Annotated in this window: 21 protein-coding genes; 15 read left to right on the forward strand and 6 right to left on the reverse strand. The window is 35.3% G+C overall.

The genetic code is table 11. The features are described 5' to 3' along the window. The first annotated feature begins 119 nt into the window (after nt 1–119). The 7 genes from JFU54_RS14045 (at nt 120) to JFU54_RS14075 (ending at nt 7,524) form a co-directional block, all read left to right on the forward strand. Nucleotides 120–908 carry a helix-turn-helix domain-containing protein gene (locus JFU54_RS14045; RefSeq protein ID WP_201064808.1) on the forward strand — a complete coding sequence of 263 codons (789 nt, stop codon included), beginning with the start codon at nt 120–122 and terminating at the stop codon, nt 906–908. Nucleotides 909–953: 45 nt separating this feature from the next. Next, entirely contained in the window at nt 954–1,805 is an 852-nt protein-coding gene (locus JFU54_RS14050; RefSeq protein ID WP_098636308.1) for an ABC transporter ATP-binding protein, read from the forward strand. Continuing rightward, the gene (locus tag JFU54_RS14055; protein WP_061676008.1) at nt 1,806–2,456 is read left to right on the forward strand and encodes an ABC-2 transporter permease; all 651 of its coding nucleotides are present in this window, start codon (nt 1,806–1,808) and stop codon (nt 2,454–2,456) included. Nucleotides 2,457–2,592: 136 nt separating this feature from the next. Beyond that, a complete protein-coding gene (locus tag JFU54_RS14060) occupies nt 2,593–4,206 on the forward strand; it encodes a long-chain fatty acid--CoA ligase (protein WP_201064810.1) in 1,614 nt (537 codons plus the stop codon). Nucleotides 4,207–4,329: 123 nt separating this feature from the next. After that, nucleotides 4,330–4,905: a biotin transporter BioY gene (locus JFU54_RS14065; protein ID WP_061676010.1), complete on the forward strand. Its 576-nt coding sequence runs from the start codon at nt 4,330–4,332 to the stop codon at nt 4,903–4,905. 65 nt (nt 4,906–4,970) lie between these two features. Then, nucleotides 4,971–6,434 (forward strand): acyl-CoA synthetase, encoded by a 1,464-nt coding sequence (locus tag JFU54_RS14070; RefSeq protein WP_201064812.1) that lies wholly within the window; start codon nt 4,971–4,973, stop codon nt 6,432–6,434. Beyond that, complete coding sequence (locus JFU54_RS14075) at nt 6,427–7,524, forward strand: acetyl-CoA C-acyltransferase (RefSeq protein WP_201064814.1); 1,098 nt, start codon at nt 6,427–6,429, stop codon at nt 7,522–7,524. The genes JFU54_RS14070 and JFU54_RS14075 overlap by 8 nt, the downstream gene beginning before the upstream one ends. A gap of 7 nt (nt 7,525–7,531) precedes the next feature. Here the strand turns inward: JFU54_RS14075 and JFU54_RS14080 are convergent, their stop codons facing one another. Then, complete coding sequence (locus JFU54_RS14080; RefSeq protein ID WP_002033539.1) at nt 7,532–8,113, reverse strand: DUF6434 domain-containing protein; 582 nt, start codon at nt 8,111–8,113, stop codon at nt 7,532–7,534. Nucleotides 8,114–8,217: 104 nt separating this feature from the next. On the opposite strand from JFU54_RS14080, the gene JFU54_RS14085 reads away from it, so the two are divergent. Beyond that, nucleotides 8,218–8,661, forward strand: coding sequence for an NUDIX hydrolase (locus JFU54_RS14085; protein WP_201064816.1), 444 nt, complete (start codon nt 8,218–8,220; stop codon nt 8,659–8,661). A 193-nt stretch (nt 8,662–8,854) separates the two neighbouring features. On the opposite strand, the gene JFU54_RS14090 is transcribed toward JFU54_RS14085, so the two are convergent. Then, nucleotides 8,855–10,057 carry an alanyl-tRNA editing protein gene (locus JFU54_RS14090; RefSeq protein ID WP_201064818.1) on the reverse strand — a complete coding sequence of 401 codons (1,203 nt, stop codon included), beginning with the start codon at nt 10,055–10,057 and terminating at the stop codon, nt 8,855–8,857. A gap of 133 nt (nt 10,058–10,190) precedes the next feature. Here JFU54_RS14090 and JFU54_RS14095 point away from each other — a divergent pair, with 133 nt between their 5' ends. Together JFU54_RS14095 and JFU54_RS14100 are read left to right on the forward strand one after the other, a co-directional pair. After that, nucleotides 10,191–10,583: a hypothetical protein gene (locus JFU54_RS14095; RefSeq protein WP_002087793.1), complete on the forward strand. Its 393-nt coding sequence runs from the start codon at nt 10,191–10,193 to the stop codon at nt 10,581–10,583. A gap of 84 nt (nt 10,584–10,667) precedes the next feature. Next, complete coding sequence (locus JFU54_RS14100; protein WP_201064821.1) at nt 10,668–11,906, forward strand: MDR family MFS transporter; 1,239 nt, start codon at nt 10,668–10,670, stop codon at nt 11,904–11,906. Between the two features lie 45 nt (nt 11,907–11,951). Here JFU54_RS14100 and JFU54_RS14105 read toward each other — a convergent pair whose 3' ends face one another. After that, nucleotides 11,952–12,338 (reverse strand): Hsp20/alpha crystallin family protein, encoded by a 387-nt coding sequence (locus tag JFU54_RS14105; RefSeq protein ID WP_201064824.1) that lies wholly within the window; start codon nt 12,336–12,338, stop codon nt 11,952–11,954. 125 nt (nt 12,339–12,463) lie between these two features. Further along, a complete protein-coding gene (locus JFU54_RS14110) occupies nt 12,464–12,607 on the reverse strand; it encodes a small acid-soluble spore protein P (protein WP_002014281.1) in 144 nt (47 codons plus the stop codon). A 121-nt stretch (nt 12,608–12,728) separates the two neighbouring features. On the opposite strand from JFU54_RS14110, the gene JFU54_RS14115 reads away from it, so the two are divergent. Continuing rightward, nucleotides 12,729–12,992 (forward strand): hypothetical protein, encoded by a 264-nt coding sequence (locus JFU54_RS14115; RefSeq protein WP_002014282.1) that lies wholly within the window; start codon nt 12,729–12,731, stop codon nt 12,990–12,992. A gap of 46 nt (nt 12,993–13,038) precedes the next feature. Beyond that, nucleotides 13,039–13,764: a polysaccharide deacetylase family sporulation protein PdaB gene (pdaB, locus tag JFU54_RS14120; protein WP_002066634.1), complete on the forward strand. Its 726-nt coding sequence runs from the start codon at nt 13,039–13,041 to the stop codon at nt 13,762–13,764. Nucleotides 13,765–13,801: 37 nt separating this feature from the next. Here pdaB and sspO read toward each other — a convergent pair whose 3' ends face one another. After that, nucleotides 13,802–13,951: a small acid-soluble spore protein O gene (sspO, locus tag JFU54_RS14125; protein WP_002033549.1), complete on the reverse strand. Its 150-nt coding sequence runs from the start codon at nt 13,949–13,951 to the stop codon at nt 13,802–13,804. A 288-nt stretch (nt 13,952–14,239) separates the two neighbouring features. On the opposite strand from sspO, the gene acnA reads away from it, so the two are divergent. Continuing rightward, the gene (gene acnA, locus JFU54_RS14130; RefSeq protein WP_201064827.1) at nt 14,240–16,963 is read left to right on the forward strand and encodes an aconitate hydratase AcnA; all 2,724 of its coding nucleotides are present in this window, start codon (nt 14,240–14,242) and stop codon (nt 16,961–16,963) included. Nucleotides 16,964–17,032: 69 nt separating this feature from the next. Further along, nucleotides 17,033–18,748, forward strand: coding sequence for an ABC transporter ATP-binding protein (locus JFU54_RS14135; RefSeq protein ID WP_201064830.1), 1,716 nt, complete (start codon nt 17,033–17,035; stop codon nt 18,746–18,748). Between the two features lie 22 nt (nt 18,749–18,770). Here the strand turns inward: JFU54_RS14135 and JFU54_RS14140 are convergent, their stop codons facing one another. Continuing rightward, nucleotides 18,771–19,100: a YmzC family protein gene (locus tag JFU54_RS14140; protein ID WP_078204935.1), complete on the reverse strand. Its 330-nt coding sequence runs from the start codon at nt 19,098–19,100 to the stop codon at nt 18,771–18,773. 192 nt (nt 19,101–19,292) lie between these two features. Between JFU54_RS14140 and JFU54_RS14145 the strand changes: the two genes are divergently transcribed. Next, nucleotides 19,293–20,423, forward strand: a complete 1,131-nt coding sequence (locus JFU54_RS14145; RefSeq protein WP_201064831.1) for an RNA-guided endonuclease InsQ/TnpB family protein — start codon at nt 19,293–19,295, stop codon at nt 20,421–20,423. Nucleotides 20,424–20,622 lie beyond the last annotated feature (199 nt).

A 20,622-nucleotide genomic window follows, 5' to 3' on the forward strand; every position in this document is an offset into this window, starting at 1 on the left:
AGAAAACCGCTATATAACACAATCGCAACCGTAAGTTGACAAAGTGCAACCGCAGGAAGATAGAGATAGGGGCAATGTTTGCATACAATTTAGTTAAGAAAACAAAGGGGGACACACATATGGGATTTGGTGAAAAGCTTTTTAAATTAAGAAAGGAAAAGGGCCTTTCTCAAGAAGCATTAGCTGAGAAATTAAACACAACAAGGCAAGCAGTTAGTAAATGGGAAAACGGTCAAGGATTTCCTGAAACTGAAAAGTTAATAATGATTGGAAATGTATTTGAAGTATCTCTTGATTACTTATTAAAAGAAACTGCTGAACAAATTAATGAAACTGAACATGGTTATTATGTAAGTACGGAAATGGCAGAAGGGTATATAGTGTACGGACAAAAGATTTCAAAATATATCGCGTTAGGGTTTAGTTTGCTTATTTTATCTACAATACCGTATTTATTATTCAAAGAAGATGTAACAATGTCGACATTTCTTGTCATTATTATTGCTGTCCTTGGAATTGGAGCAATGATGGTACCTGCAACGATAGAAGAGAGTCGATACAATGTATTAAAAAAAGAAGAATTACTATTTGATCAAAACTTTTTAAAAGAATTGACAAAAAGATATGAAGTAATTAAGAAGAGGTATGCTGCAGTGATGATTGTTGGATTTTGTTTTATTGCAGCAGGAGCGATACCATTTTTATTTGAGAAAAAGCATATCACTTCAGGCGAATTAGTGCAGTATTATCCGTACTGTGTTGTACTTATTGCTATTGGAGTCTATCTTTTTGTTCGTGTTGTAGGAGTGTGGGAGATGTATCGGATTTTAGTAGAGAATAAAGAATATAGCAATCGTATTATTTTTAAACTAAAAAAGAAAGTGAGAGATAAAGTGGATAATTTTTAATAGGAGAAAATCTATTTTATTAAAAGTTAAGATGGGAGTGAAATGATGTCAAACATTCTAGAAATTAAAAATTTAAGTAAATCATTTGGAAGCAAAGTTGTTTTAAAAGATGTTACATTCAATGTGCCATCAGGGTCAATAGTGGGATTCATTGGTGACAATGGGGCAGGTAAATCAACAACATTTAAAACAGTATTAGAATTAATTTCTAAAGATAGCGGTACAGTAAAAATATTAGGTGAAGAAAATATAAATAAAGATGCCAAGATTAAGGGAAAGATTGGAGTCGTATTTGATGCTATGAATCTACCGGCTCATCTTACAATAAAACAACTAAATAAGGTTTTTGAAAAGATGTTTGAATCTTGGGATAGAGAAAATTTTTACCGATTAGTTCATTCTTTCTCTTTACCTACTAATGAAAAAGTAGGTAGATTTTCCCGTGGAATGTCGATGAAACTATCTATAGCTGTTGCATTATCGCATAATGCAAAATTATTAATCCTAGATGAAGCGACGGGAGGTCTTGATCCTTCATCTAGGGAGGAGGTATTAGAGGAATTAAAAAGTTTTGTGAATAAAAGTAATGGTGGTATATTACTTTCTTCACATATTATGAGTGATGTAGAAAAAATAGCTAGTCACCTTATTGTGATAAAAGATGGAGAAATTTTATTGAATGAAGAAAAGGATAAGGTTTTGGACAATTATGCCATTGTAGATGTTGATGAGGAACAACTAACTTTAATCAACAAAGATATAGTTGTGGTGAAAAGGAATAATGGTTCTTATTTCAATGTACTTGTATCAGATGTGCATAAATTACCAAGTGGGATTGCTCATAGAACCATTTCGATAGAAGAAATAAGTGTTTTATTAACGAGGAGTGAAAAATAAATGAAAGGTTTATTATTGACAAACTATTATCTAGTGTATCGAACTTTCTTTATGTTCATGGGAATAGCGATATTAGGAGCGGGATTTGTTTTTTATTTTGGTAATGCTTCAATGTACCGTTTAATTGCTACGTTCATTATCTTATTTGCTGCGATTCCTGCACTTGAAGTTATTAAATATGAGAGTAAGTCGGGGTATGAAAAATATGTACTTACTTTACCGGTTACTAGAAATAATATTGTACAAAGTCACTATCTTTTCTATTTTTTAGTTGTAATTATTGGTACTTTATTATCGTATGGCATATTTTATGTACATGGTTTAGTTTCAGATACACCAATTGATGATGGTATATTTAAGAGTGTTTCTTTAGGGACGTTCATCATTCTTAATGCCGGAGCAATAGCTTATCCGCTTCTCTATGTTTTTGGAGCAGAAAAATCTGATGCTATTACAATTGGAGGCGCATGTGGGGGACTTGCTACTTATTTTGGATTACAAAGTGTAATTGGATATCTAATAGAACAATTTCCAATATCAAATTTAAATTCATCTGTATACGTTTCAATTCTATATACAATATTTGGCGTTATCATATATATCTTTTCTTATTTCATTTCGGTATTTATATATCGTAAGAAGGAATTTTAATATATTTTCTCTTAGTATTTTCTGAATTATTTCCAAAGAAATAATTCAGAAAATACAGAAAAATGTCGTAATTATTTGTGGAAGTCTGTTATAATAAACAAAAAATGAAAACGCTTTAAAGGGGGATATAACCAATATGATGATGAATGTACCGCTAACAATTAGTTCTATGATGGAAAGAGCAGAAAAACTGTTTTCAAAGAAAGAAATTGTTTCACGGACACAAGATACAGTTACGACGTTAACGTATAAGCAGTTAGGTGAAAGGACGAGAAGGCTTTCTAGTGCGTTAAAAAAATTAGGAATTAAAGAAGGCGAGCGTATAGGAACGTTAGCGTGGAATCATCATCGGCATGTGGAAGCATATTTTGCTATTCCTGGTATTGCTTCCGTTTTACACACAATTAATATTCGTTTATCTCCTCAACATATTTCATACATTATTCAGCACGCAGAAGATCGCATTTTACTCATTGATGAAGATCTCGTACCACTTGTTGAAAATATTCAATCACAATTATCAACTGTACAAGCCTACATTATTATGACTGATAAAGACGAACTTCCAAAAACTACACTGGAGCCTGTATATCATTATGAAAAGCTATTAGAAGAAGGCGATCCCAATTTCCAATTTGTAAAAGATATTGATGAAAATACACCTGCTGGTATGTGTTATACGTCAGCGACTACAGGGAATCCAAAAGGTGTTGTTTATACGCATCGTAGTACGGTTTTGCATTGTATGGCACTCGGTTTAGCGGATACAGCTGCTTTATCGGAAAGTGATGCGGCGATGGCAATTGTACCGATGTTCCATGTGAACGCTTGGGGGCTTCCTTTTGCAGCTACTTGGTTTGGAACTAAACAAGTTCTGCCAGGACCAATGTTTACTCCAAAAATTTTATTAGAGATGATTCAAGCTGAAAAAGTAACGATAGCAGCAGGTGTGCCGACAATTTGGCTCGGTGTATTACAAGAGTTAGAAAATAATAGTTACGATTTATCTAGTATAACGAGAATATTATGCGGTGGTGCTGCTGCACCGAAAAGCGTTATTAAAGCATTTGAGCAAAAATATAATGTTCCTTTCGTACATGCATATGGTATGACTGAAACAAGCCCGCTCGTAACACTTGCACGTTTAAAAAGTTATGAAACAGAATTATCATATGAAGAGCAATTAGAAATCCGCTCAAAACAAGGATATCTTGTCCCTGGTGTAGAGATGAAAGTAGTCGGTACAAACGGTGAAGTGAAGTGGGATGGTACTGAGATGGGAGAGTTATGTTTACGAGCACCTTGGATCGCTGAAAGCTATTATAACGATGATCGTACTGTCGAAGGATTCCGAGACGGTTGGTTATATACTGGTGATGTTGTTACAGTTGATGAGGAAGGCTGCGTGAAAATTGTTGATCGTACGAAAGATGTTATTAAAAGCGGAGGAGAATGGATTTCTTCAGTGGATCTTGAAAATGCTTTAATGGCACATGATGCTATATTTGAAGCGGCTGTCGTTGCAATTCCTCATCCGCAGTGGCAAGAACGCCCAGTTGCCTGCGTTGTTCAAAAGAAAAATAGTACGGTTACAAAAGAAGAAATATATGAGTTTTTAAAACCGCAGTTTGCGAAGTGGTGGTTACCAGATGATATTGTATTTATGGAAGAAATACCGAAAACATCTGTTGGGAAGTTTTTAAAACAGGCGCTTCGGAAAGAACTTGAGCATTTGCATAAAGAGAAATAATTGAATTTACATTTGTAAACTTATGTGTGAATAAGGTTGACAAAGAGTGGATAGAAAGATAATATAACTCCTATAATATGTTATCTAAAATCTAATTTAAGTTTACAAATAGGAGAAGCAAACATGAATACAAAAAACTTAGTTTTCGTCGCTTTATTTAGTTCTATTATGGGAGTGTTAGGGTTAATACCTCCAATTGCTCTTGCTATTACACCAGTTCCAATTACATTACAATCACTCGGTGTTATGCTTGCTGGTGGGTTGTTAGGCTCACGTCTTGGTGCGTTAAGTCAGCTTATTTTCTTACTTATAGTTGGAGTTGGAGCACCATTACTTGCTGGTGGGCGCGGGGGACCAGGTGTATTTGTTGGGCCAAGTGCAGGATATTTACTTGGTTATATCGTTGGAGCGTTTGTCATTGGTTATTTAATTGAGCGTTTACGTGAAGTTTCTATAATAAAGGTATTATGTATTAATATAATTGGTGGTATTTTCGTAGTTTATGTATTTGGTATTATTGTACAAGCTTTCTTTATGGATGTTTCTATATGGCAGACGATGAAAGTAAGTGCCGTATTTTTACCAGGTGATTGCATAAAGGCGACTATAGCAGCGATTCTTGTGACAAGATTACATCGCTCATTGAAACATATTATTACGCCTGCTTTGAAGAATAAAAAAATTACAAATGCAGGGTAAGAAAAAGGAGAAACACGTTACTTGCGTGTTTCTTTTTATTATTTTGTAAAGAAAGGAAGTCTCATATGGGGATTACAAAAGAATATAAAAAGTATGCATCTTTACAACCAAATAAAATAGCGATTAAAGAAAATGATAGAGTATTAACATATAAAGAATGGTTTGAGTCAGTGTGTAAAGTAGCAAACTGGTTGAATGAAAAAGAATCGCAGAATAAAACGATAGCAATTTTATTAGAGAATAGTATGGAATTTTTACAAATATTTGCGGGTTCCGCTATGGCTGGATGGATTTGTGTGCCGCTAGATATAAAATGGAAACGAGATGAGCTTAAAGACAGACTAGTGATTAGTAAACCAGATGTTATTGTGGCGGAGCAGTATAGGCTTAGTGATATATCGTGCGAAGAAGGAAGGATTATTGAGATTGAAGAATGGAAAGAACTGATTGAGAACTATCTTCCTACATACTATTCTGTAGAAAATGTACAAAACGCTCCTTTTTATATGGGATTTACATCGGGATCAACAGGAAAGGCAAAAGCATTTTTACGTGCACAACAGTCGTGGGTTCATAGTTTTGATTGTAATGTACATGACTTTCATATGAAAAAGAAAGATTCTATTTTAATAGCTGGGACGCTTGTTCATTCTCTTTTCTTATACGGGGCAATAAGTGCATTGTTTTTAGGGCAAACGGTACACATAATGAGAAAGTTTGTACCAGTTCAAGTGCTATCTAGTATAAGGATAGAGAATATTTCTGTAATGTATACAGTTCCTACAATGCTTGAGTCTTTGTATAAAGAAAATAAAGTAATTGAAAGTGAAATGAAAATTATTTCGTCAGGAGCGAAATGGGAAGCTGAAGCAAAAGAGAAGATGAAGAATGTGTTTCCTTATGCAAAAAGATATGAGTTTTATGGTGCGTCTGAGCTAAGCTTTGTAACGGCATTTGTTGATGAAGAGAGTGAAAGAAAACCGAATTCAGTAGGGAAACCTTGTCATAATGTACAAGTTCGAATATGTAATGAAGCAGGAGAAGAAGTACAAACAGGTGAGATAGGAACTGTGTATGTGAAAAGTGATCAATTTTTTATGGGCTATGTATCGGATGGAGCTATAATCCCGCAATTGTCCGAAGGTGGCTGGATGACAGTGCAGGATGTGGGCTACCAAGATGAAGAAGGCTTTATATATATTGTTGGTAGAGAGAAGAATATGATTTTATTTGGAGGAATCAATATTTTCCCAGAAGAAATAGAAAGGGTATTACAGACACATCCAGCTGTTGAAGAAATAGTTGTGGTTGGTGTAGAAGATAGTTACTGGGGTGAAAAGCCTGTCGCTATCGTAAAAGGAAGTGCTACAAAGCAACAATTAAAGAGTTTTTGCTTACAACGATTATCATCTTTTAAAATACCGAAAGAATGGTACTTTGTTGATGAAATACCTTATACAAATAGTGGGAAAATAGCTCGCAATGCAGCAAAAAATATGATTGAAAACCGGGAGAAGATATATGAATAGAGCGGTTATTGTAGAAGCGAAAAGAACACCTATTGGTAAGAAAAATGGGATGTTGAAAGATTATGAAGTTCAGCAATTAGTAACGCCGCTTCTTACGTTTTTAAGTAAAGGAATTGAGAGAGAAATAGATGATGTCATATTAGGGAATGTTGTTGGACCGGGAGGTAATGTTGCAAGATTATCTGCTTTAGCGGCAGGACTTGGTTATCATATTCCTGGTGTAACGATTGATAGGCAATGCGGCGCTGGATTGGAAGCGATTCGCACCGCATGTCATTTCATTCAAGGCGGCGCAGGTAATTATTATATTGCAGGAGGAGTAGAGAGTACAAGTACATCACCTTTTCAAAATAGAGCGCGATTTTCACCAGAAACAATTGGTGATCCTAATATGGGAGTGGCGGCTGAATATGTTGCAGAGCGCTATAATATAACACGAGAAATGCAAGACGAATACGCTTGTCTTAGTTATAAAAGGACACTGCAAGCATTAGAAAAAGGATATATAGAAGAAGAGATATTACCTCATTATTTTAATGGATTATTAGATGAATCTATAAAGCGAGAAATGAATTATGAAAGAATGATTAAGAGAACGAAACCTGTATTTTTACAAAATGGAACGGTAACGGCAGGTAATTCGTGCGGTGTAAATGATGGAGCATGTGCTGTTCTTGTAATGGAAGAGGGGCAAGCCCGAAAATTAGGATACAAGCCTGTACTTCGTTTCGTTCGTAGTGCTGTAGTTGGCGTGGATCCCAATCTTCCAGGGACTGGTCCGATATTTGCGGTGAACAAATTATTAAACGAAATGAATATGAAAGTAGAGGACATCGATTATTTTGAAATAAATGAAGCATTTGCTTCAAAAATTGTTGCTTGTGCAAAGGAGTTACAAATTCCTTTTGAAAAATTAAATGTAAATGGTGGAGCAATTGCGCTCGGTCATCCGTACGGTGCATCTGGAGCTATGCTTGTGACACGTTTGTTTTATCAAGCACAAAGAGAGCATATGAAATATGGAATTACGACGTTAGGAATTGGTGGTGGAATAGGGCTTGCGCTATTATTTGAGAAAGTAGAAAACTAGAAAGGGACTAGTTTTCTACTTTTTGAGGAATATAAGCATTACTACCAGGTTTTGCTTTTATTTCATTCCAAGCAGCGATAGCATCAGCTTTTGATTTCCCTTTGTTATTTGGATCTTCGAAAAAGTCGCGAGTGAAACGATTGTATTCAAACTGCGCGCTGATAGTTGTTTTGTATGTAGGATCTTTTTTTCGTTCGTTTTCTTCATACCAAAACGTTATCGCGTCTTCATATGTTTTTCCAACATTCTCTTTAAAAAATTTTTGAAGAGCTACTGTAAAGCGGAAGTTTGCTCCGATTTTTTCTTTGAAAAAAGAACGAACATCTTCGCTACAGCGGTGATTGTTAGTAATAATCGTTTGAAGAGAAAGTTCTTTATAAGAGAGGGAAGCTTTACTCACCTTTTGACTAGAGCTGTTTTTTAATATTTTACCAGTATGTAAATAATGTGAGATACGCTCGGTTATTTCAATCTTAGAGCCACTAGCTGACAAACCATGCTCACGACAAAATGTTTGGAGTTCTGCTTTTAACCAATAAAAGTTTTGGAAATCTTCAAGTGATATAGACTTTGTTAAAGGTGGACGCATAGATGTAACAACTTCTTTCTTCCATAATTTTCTTTAATTATAAAACATATGTTCTTTTTGTGGAAGGATTAATTTGTAAATATAACGGGAAGAGGAGATTACATATGGAAAGTGTAATGCAAGTTCGTGTTACGGGAATTTTAATTGAAGATGAAAAAGTATTGCTAGTAAAGCAAAAAGTTGCTAATCGCAATTGGTCTTTACCTGGGGGAAGGGTAGAGAATGGTGAAACGTTAGAAGCAGCGATGATTCGAGAAATGAGAGAAGAAACAGGATTAGAAGTTAAAATTAAGAAGCTACTCTATGTTTGTGATAAACCAGATGCTAGTCCATCTTTATTACATATTACGTTTCTGCTTGAAAGGATTGAAGGTGAAATTACGCTACCTTCTAATGAATTTGATCTTAATCCAATTCATGATGTACAAATGGTAGCGATAGAAGAATTGAGTAGATATGGTTTTTCTGAGAAGTTCATTAAACTTGCATCTGAAAAGTTCTTGAACGCAGGAAGTTATCAAGGGTTAAAACAAAATATTGGTTTGTAAACATAAGAGGAGGCTGTTCTAAAATAACAGCCTCCTCTTACTCTATAAGTTGTGTTTATTGTCGTATTTTGTTGGGAAATCGATATTTCTTATAGAATCGTTCATATAATTTCATTTACTGTACTACTGTGCACGAAGCAGAAAAGAGAAGTGGATGTCACACAGTTCAATGACATCCACTTTATAAAATAATCTACACTGCTGACTGTAAAGAAGAAACAAGTTGATTTAAAAACCCATCCCCACTCATAATCGCTTTTCCACCACCACGAGCACTCTTTTTATTGCCTCCGCCTTTGCCTTCAATTGTAGGAAGGGAATCTTTTAAAAGAGCATTCATATCGAGTGTCACTGCTTTACCACAAGCGAGAATACATTGTAATTTCTCCTCATTTTCAATAACGAAATATGTAATTGCGTGTTCTTGTTGTTCTGTAATAATAGCAGACAGTTTTACGATTTCTTGCATGGAACGATTTGTAAATACTTTAGAAATAAGTATTCCAGCGTATATTTCTGCAGGTTGTTGCAATAGTTCATTTGCTTCTACAAATAATAGTTTTTCATTCATTGCTTGTACTGCCTTTTCGTTTTCTTTTTGAGAGGTAAGAAGTTGTGCTACTTTTACTGGAATATCAGTTTCGCTACTGTTCAATTGCTTAGAAACATCTGTTAATATTTGTTGATGTTGTCCCATTAATTTAAGAGAACGCCAACCAGCAATAAATGTTAAGCGTATACCACCTTTATTGCGCTCCCATCCTAGTACTTGAATAGGGCCTACTTCACCAGTGTGTTTCGGATGCGTTCCGCCACAGCCGTTGTAATCATAATTTGCGATAATAACAACGCGTATATTTTCTGTCATAGTTGGTTCTTTGCGAAGGGGTAATGCTTTGGCCTCTTCTAAGTTCATCCATTTAATACGAATAGGGTGGTTTTCAAAAACAATTTGATTAGCAATTTGTGCGGCCTTCTCAACAGTTTCTGTAGAAAGATTGGCAGTTTCTAAATCAATGGTTATAGTTTCTTTTCCAAGATGGAACCCGATTGTCGGTATGTTAAAGTGATCCCAAAAAGCAGCGGATAAAATGTGCTGAGCCGTATGTTGTTGCATATGGTCAAAACGACGTTGCCAATCTATTTTACCCTCTACTTCTTCCGTATGTAATTGTTCTATTATGAAATGACGAATTTCTCCATTTACTTCTTCAACGTTACTTACCGGAATACCATTTAAAGTTCCAGTGTCATGTGGTTGTCCGCCGCCTGTTGGATAAAATGCAGTTTCATTTAAGACAACATATAAGTTTCCTTCTGTATCATGCTCTTGTTTTATAACTTTAGTAGTAAAGTCTTTCTTATAAGCGTCGATGTAATATAATTTTTTCTCCAATTTTCTTTCCCCTTTCGTGTTAGCTAGTTTCATTGTAAAGCAATTGAAATTAGTTTCCTAATATTTCAGAATAAAGAAACTTTTTTTAGAATTTTCTTGCTATAATAAGAAGAAAATGCGGGGGGGAATGAAAATGCCATATGAAAACGGCGTAGATAAGTTGCTTAGTTTAAGCAGAAATATTTCCGAATTATATCGAGAATTAAATGAGATGACCCGGATTTTAACGGAATGTAATCGAGAAAGTGTGAAATTTGATCGGTTATATGTAAAGGAGTTACTTTGGAAAAAAGAAGATGTCATAGAGAAGTATGAACAATTACTCGTCCAGCTTTGTATTAATGAATGCTTTGATTTAAAAAGTGTAATTACTGGCGAATATAAGTATACATATGAAGAAGTAGAAAGCATTGTTTTAGAATTTAATGAAAAGTATAATGTAGCTATTTTAATTAAAGATGTTTGTAAAGAACTACAGTTTACATACGGAATTGATATGGAAATAACGAGAACAGCTCGGGTATAAACATCTCAAGTGTAGAAAAAGGAAAAAGAAAGCAGATCCTTTGCTTTCTTTTTTTATGTAAGAAAAGGGAGAGTAGGTTTAAAGATGAAGGGGAAGTTACAGCATATTCATCCACTTGGAATGAGTATCATTATAGGGACATTATTTGCTAGGTTTGCAACTTCAATGAGCATTCCTTTTTTAGCGATTTATTTAACGACTGTTAAAGACGTATCGGCTGGAATGACCGGTGCTATCATTGGAACGAGTGCGCTTATCGGAGTGTTTGCTAGTTTTATTGGAGGCAATTTATCGGATCGATTTGGTCGAAAGATGATTATAATATGGTCCATGATCGTTTGGGTGTTTGTATTTATAGGATTTTCAGTTGTAGATCATGTTTTGAGTTTCTTTCTATTAAACGCTTTGAATGGATTATGTCGTTCTTTTTTTGAACCGACATCAAGAGCTTTATTATCAGATTTAACGAAACCAGAGTATCGTTTACTCGTATATAATTTGCGTTACGGTGCAATAAATGTTGGAGTAGCGATGGGTCCACTTGTTGGATTACAGATTGGAAGTGCAAAATCAACGATTCCTTTTTTAGTAGCCGCTGGAGTGTACATTTTATATACAGTTATATTAGCGTTTCAATTTAAGAAATATCCACTTGATAAAAAGAAAGTAACTACAGAAAATCCGGTCACAATGTTAAGTGCGGTTCGGATTTTGCGAAAAGACATAGTATTTTTAGTTGCTTTAGTCGGGATTATTTTGAGTAATAGTGGTTTTTCACATTTAACGACGACACTATCTCAATATTTTGCAAACGCACATATATTTCAAGATGGAGTAAAGTTGTTCTCATATATGCTAACTTTAAATGCGATTACAGTAGTAGTTATTCAATACCCTGTTATTCAAATGTGTAAAAAATATACGCCGTTAGCATCTATTATGGTTGGAACGTTATTTGTGAGCGGGGGATTGTTTGGATTTGGACTAGTAGAATCTATGTTAGGGGCTGCTATATGTACAATTATTTTTACATTCGGAGAAGTATTAATGTTTTCAATGACAGATGTATTTATTGATGAGATAGCTGTTTCACATTTGAAAGGGACATATTTTGGAGCTATGGGCTTTTCAGGAATTGGAGTAGTAATTGGTCCTTGGTTTGGCGGGATACTTCTCGATCATTATGGATATCAAAATGGCTTTATAGTATTTTTAACATTAGCTATATTTTCAAGCATAGCGTTCCCAGTTCTTTTAGTGACAAAAGGTTTAATGAAAAAAAGATATATTAGAAATTCTAAAATAGAAATACATGCGAAATAACATGAGCCCGAGCAAACTAAAATGTTGCTCGGGCTTATATTTATATCAATCGTTAATTCGAAAAAAGACTTTCTCTTCATGCTTATTGGCAACTTCGTTTTTGGAAATATGAATGGCTAAATATCCATTCTCTAAACAGGCTAGCATCTTGTTATAAATGATATTAGTAGGTAAAGGGACAATCCGCTGTAAAGAAGTGTTTTTATAAAGTATACAAATGTTTAGGCCTGTCTCCATCTTTTTAATGAGTACATTTTGTGCAGTTGCATTTGGTACATCTGTTTCCAAAATGTATTCTTGCCCTGTTTCACAAAGGTCAATATGAATTTGATTTGGAAAACTAAAGTTACTACAAGAATCAGAACAAAATTGATCCATCCATTCTTCGAAACCATCAACATGAAAAAGACAATCCTTCTTTTTCTTGCCCATGAAAGACACCCTCCGTAAAATCTCAATTCATACTATGTTATGCATGAATGAAATAGAGGTGAAGAACAAATAGAAAAATATAAACATTTTATGTGAAAGATACAGTGTGTGTGAATACTTTTGCTTTACATATCATGATGTGCATGATTTTTTTGACGTGAATGATTACGATTTTTAACTTTGTGAGATCCACTTAAAGGTTCGGGCTGTCCAGAAGATTGCCCTTTTTTCTCATTTTGACGATTAGATTGATTATTGTTTTTACCCATTGTATTTTACACCTCCTCTCCCTATTTAGAATGAGAGAAGTTTGCGAATTTATACGAGAATGTTTTTTGAGAAACGGGTAAAGATAAGTAGGACTAACTCATATAGGAAGGGGAAAGTGTTATGCCATATCATAAAGATAAGCAACAGGCTTTTCAGGCTGCGCAGCAAGGGGTTGTTCAAGCGGAAAATATATTCAATAATATTGTGAAAAATGACCCGAATTACGGCCATGATTTAAAAGAGTTACGCCAAGAAGTGCAAGAGGCGTACGAACAGATTCAAAATGCACTTGAAGTAGCATCAGAAACGCAGCGTCCACAACTTGAGCAATATGAAAGTAATCTCCAAAATATTATGCGAAATGTAGATCAAATAGAAAAGTGAAAAAGGTTGTTGTGAATTCAACAACCTCATTACTTTTAGTGCTACTATGCTGAAACGAAAAATTATTCTATCAATTTTTTCTTTAATTTGTGCAGTACATATATTTCAAGTGGACAAAGTGGAAGCTAAAATGTTGTTAAGAAAAGAGCTAGAGCCAACTGGCTATGTAACATGGGAAGTGCCAAATAATGAAAAAATTATTGCAATTACATTTGATGATGGACCGGACCCAACTTATACACCGCAAGTATTAGAGTTATTACGTCAATATAAAGCGGAAGCGACTTTTTTTATGATTGGCTTTCGAGTTCAGCGTAATCCGTACTTAGTAAAGCAAGTGTTGAAAGAAGGGCATGAAATCGGAAATCATACGATGAATCATTTGTATGCTAGTAATTCATCAGATGAAAAATTAGAACATGATATTTTAAATGGAAAGAAATATTTTGAAAAATGGGTGAAAGAACCTTTATTGTTCCGTCCACCAGGTGGATATATTAATGATGCTGTATTTACTACGGCAAAAAAAGCTGGGTATCAAATTGTTCTATGGTCATGGCATCAAGACCCTCGTGATTGGGCGAATCCAGGTACAGAATCCATAGTAAATCATGTTGTGAAAAATGCTAAAAGTGGAGATATTGTACTGTTGCACGATGGAGGAAGTGATCGTAGTCAAACAGTGGCGGCATTAGCAAAAATTTTACCTGAACTGAAAAAGCAGGGTTATCGATTTGTAACAGTTTCGGAGTTGTTACGTTATAAACATTAGAGAAAATCCCAAAAGGTATACCTTTTGGGATTTTTCGTTACTGATTCTTTTTTCGTTTCTTATTATTTTGTCGCTCTGCCGGAGTTAAAGGTTCATTTGCGAACTCTTCATTATAGCCAGTTCCTTGCCCTTGGGCGGATGCAGCATTCATTCCTGAAATAATATGATTGGCTTTTCTTTTACCCATTTTTCTCACCTCTATAATGTTTTTTATAGACGAACCATGAGTCGTTCATAGCATATATGAACGTAAAGTAAAACGCTGAAAGAGTGCTTTACTTTATAGTAATAGTATTAATAAAGAGCATGGACACTATTCAAATTTAGAAAGATAAAGAAAACTTATGATAATCCATAAGTTTCTTATTATTTACTTATTTAGAAAGTTGTAATAAGATATTATCGTAAGGTATTGAAAAGTTTGTCTACATTTTATATTCAGACAAATTAGTCACGTTTAACAGGGGGAAACATAATGGTCAAACATAATCCATTTCAATCACGTGCAACTTTTGAACTAGATGGAAAGACGTATCATTATTATCAATTGAAAGCGCTTGAAAACGCAGGGGTTGGCAACGTATCTCAATTACCATATTCCGTGAAAGTTTTACTTGAATCTGTACTTCGTCAAGTAGACGGACGCGTAATTACAGAAGAACATGTTACAAATTTAGCGAAATGGGGAACGAAAGATGTTCAAGATATCGATGTTCCGTTTAAACCATCTCGCGTAATCTTACAAGACTTCACAGGTGTTCCAGCTGTTGTAGATTTGGCTTCGCTTCGTAAAGCAATGGCAGATATGGGCGGAGATCCTGATAAAATTAATCCAGAAATTACTGTAGACCTTGTAATTGACCACTCTGTACAGGTTGATAGAGCGGGTACAGCGGACTCGCTTGCATTCAACATGGACTTAGAGTTTAAACGTAATGAAGAACGTTATAAATTTTTAAGCTGGGCACAGAAATCATTTGATAACTACCGTGCAGTTCCACCAGCAACAGGTATTGTACACCAAGTAAATCTTGAATATTTAGCACCGGTTGTTCATGCGGTGAAAAATGCTGAAGGTGACTTAGTTGCATACCCAGATTCATTAGTTGGAACTGACTCACATACAACAATGATTAATGGTATTGGTGTTCTTGGATGGGGCGTTGGTGGTATTGAAGCAGAGGCAGGAATGCTTGGACAGCCTTCATATTTCCCAGTACCTGAAGTAATCGGTGTGAAATTAACTGGTACACTTCCAAGTGGTACAACAGCAACTGATGTTGCATTAAAAGTAACACAAGTGTTACGTCAAAAAGGTGTAGTTGGTAAATTTGTTGAGTTCTTCGGTAGTGGACTAAAGAGTATGCCTTTAGCTGACCGTGCAACAATTTCAAATATGGCACCAGAATACGGTGCAACTTGTGGATTCTTCCCAATCGACGATATTTCATTAGAATACTTACGTTTAACAGGTAGAGATGAAGAGCAAATTCGCATTGTTGAAGAATATTGTAAAGCAAACGGTTTATTCTATACAGCAGATAGTAAAGATCCAATCTATACTGATCTTGTTGAAATTGATTTAAATACAATCGAATCTAACCTTTCTGGACCGAAACGTCCGCAAGATTTAATCCCGCTTTCAAATATGAAAGAGGAGTTCCATAAAGCTGTTGTAGCACCAGTTGGAACACAAGGACTTGGATTCAATGAGCAAGAGTTTGATAAAGAAGTGAAAGTTACATTGAAAGATCAAGAAATAACGATGAAAACAGGTGGAATTGCAATCGCTGCAATTACAAGCTGTACAAATACGTCAAATCCGTACGTGTTAATTGGAGCAGGGTTAGTTGCGAAGAAAGCAATTGAAAAAGGACTTAAAGTACCTGGTTACGTAAAAACATCGTTAGCACCAGGATCTAAAGTTGTTACAGAGTACTTAGATAAGTCTGGTTTAACAACGTATTTAGATCAATTAGGTTTCCAAACAGTTGGTTACGGCTGTACGACTTGTATCGGTAACTCTGGTCCATTAGCAGAGGAATTAGAAGAAGCAATCGCAGCAAATGATTTATTAGTAACATCTGTTTTATCTGGTAACCGTAACTTTGAAGGTCGTATTCATCCACTTGTAAAAGCAAACTACTTAGCATCACCACCACTTGTTGTGGCATATGCACTTGCAGGTACTGTTGATATTGACCTAAAAAATGATGAAATCGGTAAAGATGTAAATGGTAATGCTGTTTACTTTAATGATATTTGGCCAGCAGCTAAAGAAATTGAAGATGTAGTTCAAAGTGTTGTTACATCTGAATTGTTCAAAAAAGAATATGCGCAAGTATTTAACAGCAATGAGCGCTGGAATGAAATCCAAACTTCAAATGAAGCTTTATATACTTGGGATAATGATTCAACATACATTCAAAACCCACCGTTCTTCGAAGGATTATCTAAAGAGCCGGGTGAAGTTGAAACGTTATCAGGTTTACGCATAGTTGGTAAATTTGGTGATTCTGTAACAACAGACCACATTTCACCAGCAGGTTCAATTGGTAAGCACACGCCAGCTGGACGTTATTTACTAGAAAACGGCGTACAACCAGTCGACTTTAACTCTTACGGTTCTCGTCGTGGTAACCATGAAGTTATGATGCGTGGTACATTTGCAAACATCCGTATTAAAAACCAAATCGCACCAGGAACAGAAGGCGGATATACAACATATTGGCCAACTGGTGAAGTAACATCTATCTATGATGCTGCTATGAAGTATAAAGAAGATGGCACAGGCCTTCTAGTTGTTGCTGGTAAAGACTACGGTATGGGAAGTTCTCGTGACTGGGCTGCGAAAGGTACAAACTTATTAGGTATTAAAGCAGTAATCGCAGAAAGCTTCGAGCGTATTCACCGCAGTAACTTAGTGTTAATGGGCGTATTACCATTACAATTTAAAGATGGCGACAGTGCTGAAACATTAGGTCTTGTTGGTGACGAGTCATTTGAAATTCAAATTGACAAAACGGTTAGACCACGCGATCTTGTAAAAGTAGTTGCAATCGATGCAGAAGGAAAAGAGAAGCAATTTGAAGTAGTAGCTCGTTTCGATAGTGAAGTTGAAATTGACTACTACCGTCACGGTGGTATCTTGCAAATGGTTCTTCGTTCGAAAATCGAAGAGTCTAAAGTATCAAACTAAATAATTGAAATGAATGATAAGGAAGCTAACATTTGTTAGCTTCCTTGCTTTATGTACAGAGGGAAAGGGATGAAACCATTTGGTTTCATCCCTTTCCTTTTATTATGCAAAATTGGGAGAATGACAATGAATGAGTATAGAAGAATAATGTTGCCGCTGTTGCAAGAAAAGCTATTGCTAATTAGTGCGATTTGTAGCGGAATAGTAGCTGCCATTTTAAATTTATCCCGTCCGCTATTTATGGGGATAATTGTAGATAACATTATTCAGCGGGAGTTAAAAGGTACGTATGTATATATTGCTTTGTTTGCGGGGAGTCGCTTTTTGATGTGGGTGAACAATCTGTTCTTTGATTATGTAAGCTCAAAAGTAAGTCAGCGAATATTACGAGAGAAGCGTATAGATGTATTACGTCATTTTTTCTTATTACCGTTTGAAGAAAGTGAGAAGGTAAAACAAGGGGAGTTAGAAACATTAGTCGTTTCTGATATTCCGAATTGGGTAAGGTTATATGGATCTATATTAATAGAATACATCCACGCCATTGCACAATTTATTGGTGCGTTCATAGCTCTACAACATATCGATGTACAGTTCATATGGTGGATAACCCCGTTTTTATTTTTAAGTGCAATTGTTCCAATGCTTATGGGGGGAAAAGTAAGAAATATTGCAAGTATTGCTCAAAAAAATCAATCAAGTGTTGTAGAGATGATGTCACAGTTTGTAAAAGGTATACAAGATTTACGTAGTTTACAAAAAGAAAAATGGGCAATTCATTTGTTTAAAGGAGTGACGGCACAATCTTATAAAACAGAAGTAAGGAAGACGATGATACAACATTGTATTGGGATAGTTGGAACAGTAATAGAAACAGGAGCATATATAGTTGTTCTTATTATAGGAGCAAAAAAAATAATAAAAGGGGATATGGAAGTCGGTTCGCTTGTGGCGGTATTAGCTACAATTGAGATGTTATTTTTCCCAGTTCGTTATGCGAGTGATTTATTGATGATGACACAAGTTGCTATTGCTTCAACAAATCGAGTTTTTGGCTTTTTAGATATACCGGCTGAATACAGAAATGTAGAGAGAGCGATGGGAATGAGATTAACAAATGTTTCATTTCAAGAGAACGGTGAAGAGAGATGTAGAATTAAAAATATACATTTGCAAATTAATCCTGGCGAACTCGTTATTATTGTGGGGGAAAGTGGTGCAGGAAAAACGACGCTTTTAAAATTAATCATGGGTTTATATAAACCATCTAATGGTAGTATTGCTTATTACGGTAATAAAGCTCGTATGACTACTATATGGCAGGAACCTCGTTTTTTTCGAACGACAGTAAAAGAGAATATGTATTTTGGGGAAGGTGTCTTAGAAAAACAGTTAGAAAAAAATATTGAACTTGTAAATGCGAAGTCAATTATTAGGAGTTTATCTAAAGGGATTCAGACTGTACTACATAAAAGCGGTGAAGAGTTTTCGGGAGGAGCGAGAAAGCGTCTTGCGTTATTGCGAGCGATTGTATCAAATCCGAACCTCATTATTCTAGATGAACCGACTGCGGGATTAGATCTGAGCAATCAAGAAGTGGTTTGGAATATGCTTAAAGGGCTAGGGGGGAATGTAACGAGAATTGTGACGACACATGATGTCGAGAGGGCGATGATAGCAGATCGGGTTGTTGTCATGAAGAATGGAATTATGGTGGAATGCGGGGATCCTAGAGAATTATTAACGTGTAAGTCATTGTTTAAAGAGATACTAATAAAAAGATAAGAGCTACATAGCGCTCTTATCTTTATTCACTCTTATTAAGTTGATACGTATAAGACTCAGTATCGTTAGTGCTAAACTCTTTGACTAGAGTAAGGTGATTTGTATCCGGATTATATTTGAAAATTTTGACCGTACGTTCGCTACTTAGTGATGGATTATATTCTTGAATAGCAAATGTATTTTCAGCAATCTGTGTCATATTACTGGTTGAAACGTTTTCTACGGCATCATGATTTGTAGAAATTTCAACAACTCTTTCACCGTTGAAAAATAAAAGAACGATTACTAAAACAACTAAACATATTCGTATATAGCGAAGTTCTTTACTAATAGGGTAACTAACTGTTACGATTTATTTAACCAATTATAACCAAAGCTAATTAAATATATCAGTAAGCCCTGCTAGTCAAGTGATTGGCTAGTAGTGAGGGTTAACTGCGGGCAATCCCTAAAGCTGATTGAACTACAACGTGGCTAGAAATGGTGAGCGTGAATGTTGCGAAAGCAGAAAAAATTAATCAGATGATTAAGGAGTTGACTTCTGATGATATTGGCGAAGAAAGTCAGACTGATTCCAACGCCTGAACAAGAAAAAGTGCTTAGAAATCATGCTGGGGCTTCAAGATTTGCTTATAACTATTGTAAAAGAATCAGTGATAGATACTATAAGCTATTCGGAAAATCTGTTTCACAGTTAGCTTTACAGAAACGATTTACAAAGATCAAGAAGCGAAAGAGATATGAGTGGTTAAATGACATCAACGCACAAGTTCCAAAACAGGCTTCAAAAGATTTTGATAAGGCGAGAAGAAATTCGTTCAAAAAGTACAAAAATGGTTATCACACTTCTTATAAATCCAAAAAAGATTTAATTCAAGGATTTTATGCCAATTATGAAAGACTGATTATAGGAAAGAAAGTAGTTGATATTCAGTCTATTGGAGAAGTGAAAACAAGCCAACAACTACCAAGAAATAAAAAACCATCAAATCCAAGAGTTACATTTGATGGTCGTCACTGGTGGATTAGTGTAGGGTTCAAAGAAGAATTCGAACCACAAGAACTAACCAATGAGTCGATTGGTGTGGACGTTGGTTTAAAAGAGTTGTTTGTAGCTTCTAATGGTACGAAAGAACGAAATATAAACAAAGATGCTAAGGTTAAAAAACTTTTGAAAAGGAAAAAGTCAGCGCAAAGAGATATGTCTAGGAGATTTAAAAAAGGTGTGAAATTTCAATCTGCCGGATATGAAAAAGCTAAAACTGAGCACCTGCGGTTATCTAGGAAAATTATGAATATCCGAAATAACCATATCCATCAAGCAACAGCTAAATTGGTGAAAACCAAACCAATGAGGATTGTTGTGGAAGACTTATCTATCTCAAACCTGTTAAAAAACAAAAAACTATCGAAAGCATTTTCATTTCAAAAATTAAACTTCTTCTTTCAATGTTTATCATACAAGTGCGAGAAGTATGGCATTGAGTATGTAAAAGCTGATAAATGGTTCGCCTCAAGCAAGATTTGCTCATGTTGTAGCGTTAAATACGACCATTCAGTTCAACCAGAAGGACAGTGGAGTTTAAAGATTCGTGAATGGGACTGTGTTGGGTGCAATAGCCATCACGATAGGGATTTAAATGCTTCGATAAATCTATCAAGATGGGTAAAATAAATGCTTGGTAATATGAGGTAACGATACTGCCTCGTGTGGAGTGTTATACCCCTCGTCCCTTCGGGGTTGCGAGAACACTTTGAAGCACTAACTTGTGTGAATTTGATTGAATTGTATAGATTTAGTTAAGTTTATCGTATCGGTTGATAAGTAATTGTAAAATATATATCCTCGCAAGTTTTGTATTTATTTCTAATTA

Source organism: Bacillus sp. TH19, from assembly GCF_016651075.1.
Lineage (GTDB): Bacteria > Bacillota > Bacilli > Bacillales > Bacillaceae_G > Bacillus_A > Bacillus_A mycoides.

Excerpts from the sequence above, each read along its gene's own strand:
- JFU54_RS14070 (WP_201064812.1), top strand. The coding sequence starts at position 4,971 with ATGGGGATTACAAAAGAATATAAAAAGTATGCATCTTTACAACCAAAT.
- JFU54_RS14050 (WP_098636308.1), top strand. The coding sequence starts at position 954 with ATGTCAAACATTCTAGAAATTAAAAATTTAAGTAAATCATTTGGAAGC.
- JFU54_RS14135 (WP_201064830.1), top strand. The coding sequence starts at position 17,033 with ATGAAACCATTTGGTTTCATCCCTTTCCTTTTATTATGCAAAATTGGG.
- JFU54_RS14055 (WP_061676008.1), top strand. The coding sequence starts at position 1,806 with ATGAAAGGTTTATTATTGACAAACTATTATCTAGTGTATCGAACTTTC.
- JFU54_RS14075 (WP_201064814.1), top strand. The coding sequence starts at position 6,427 with ATGAATAGAGCGGTTATTGTAGAAGCGAAAAGAACACCTATTGGTAAG.
- JFU54_RS14105 (WP_201064824.1), bottom strand. The coding sequence starts at position 12,338 with ATGGGCAAGAAAAAGAAGGATTGTCTTTTTCATGTTGATGGTTTCGAA.
- JFU54_RS14100 (WP_201064821.1), top strand. The coding sequence starts at position 10,668 with ATGAAGGGGAAGTTACAGCATATTCATCCACTTGGAATGAGTATCATT.
- JFU54_RS14095 (WP_002087793.1), top strand. The coding sequence starts at position 10,191 with ATGCCATATGAAAACGGCGTAGATAAGTTGCTTAGTTTAAGCAGAAAT.
- pdaB (WP_002066634.1), top strand. The coding sequence starts at position 13,039 with ATGCTGAAACGAAAAATTATTCTATCAATTTTTTCTTTAATTTGTGCA.
- JFU54_RS14080 (WP_002033539.1), bottom strand. The coding sequence starts at position 8,113 with ATGCGTCCACCTTTAACAAAGTCTATATCACTTGAAGATTTCCAAAAC.
- JFU54_RS14085 (WP_201064816.1), top strand. The coding sequence starts at position 8,218 with ATGGAAAGTGTAATGCAAGTTCGTGTTACGGGAATTTTAATTGAAGAT.
- sspO (WP_002033549.1), bottom strand. The coding sequence starts at position 13,951 with ATGGGTAAAAGAAAAGCCAATCATATTATTTCAGGAATGAATGCTGCA.
- JFU54_RS14115 (WP_002014282.1), top strand. The coding sequence starts at position 12,729 with ATGCCATATCATAAAGATAAGCAACAGGCTTTTCAGGCTGCGCAGCAA.
- acnA (WP_201064827.1), top strand. The coding sequence starts at position 14,240 with ATGGTCAAACATAATCCATTTCAATCACGTGCAACTTTTGAACTAGAT.
- JFU54_RS14060 (WP_201064810.1), top strand. The coding sequence starts at position 2,593 with ATGATGATGAATGTACCGCTAACAATTAGTTCTATGATGGAAAGAGCA.
- JFU54_RS14110 (WP_002014281.1), bottom strand. The coding sequence starts at position 12,607 with ATGGGTAAAAACAATAATCAATCTAATCGTCAAAATGAGAAAAAAGGG.
- JFU54_RS14045 (WP_201064808.1), top strand. The coding sequence starts at position 120 with ATGGGATTTGGTGAAAAGCTTTTTAAATTAAGAAAGGAAAAGGGCCTT.
- JFU54_RS14145 (WP_201064831.1), top strand. The coding sequence starts at position 19,293 with ATGATATTGGCGAAGAAAGTCAGACTGATTCCAACGCCTGAACAAGAA.
- JFU54_RS14065 (WP_061676010.1), top strand. The coding sequence starts at position 4,330 with ATGAATACAAAAAACTTAGTTTTCGTCGCTTTATTTAGTTCTATTATG.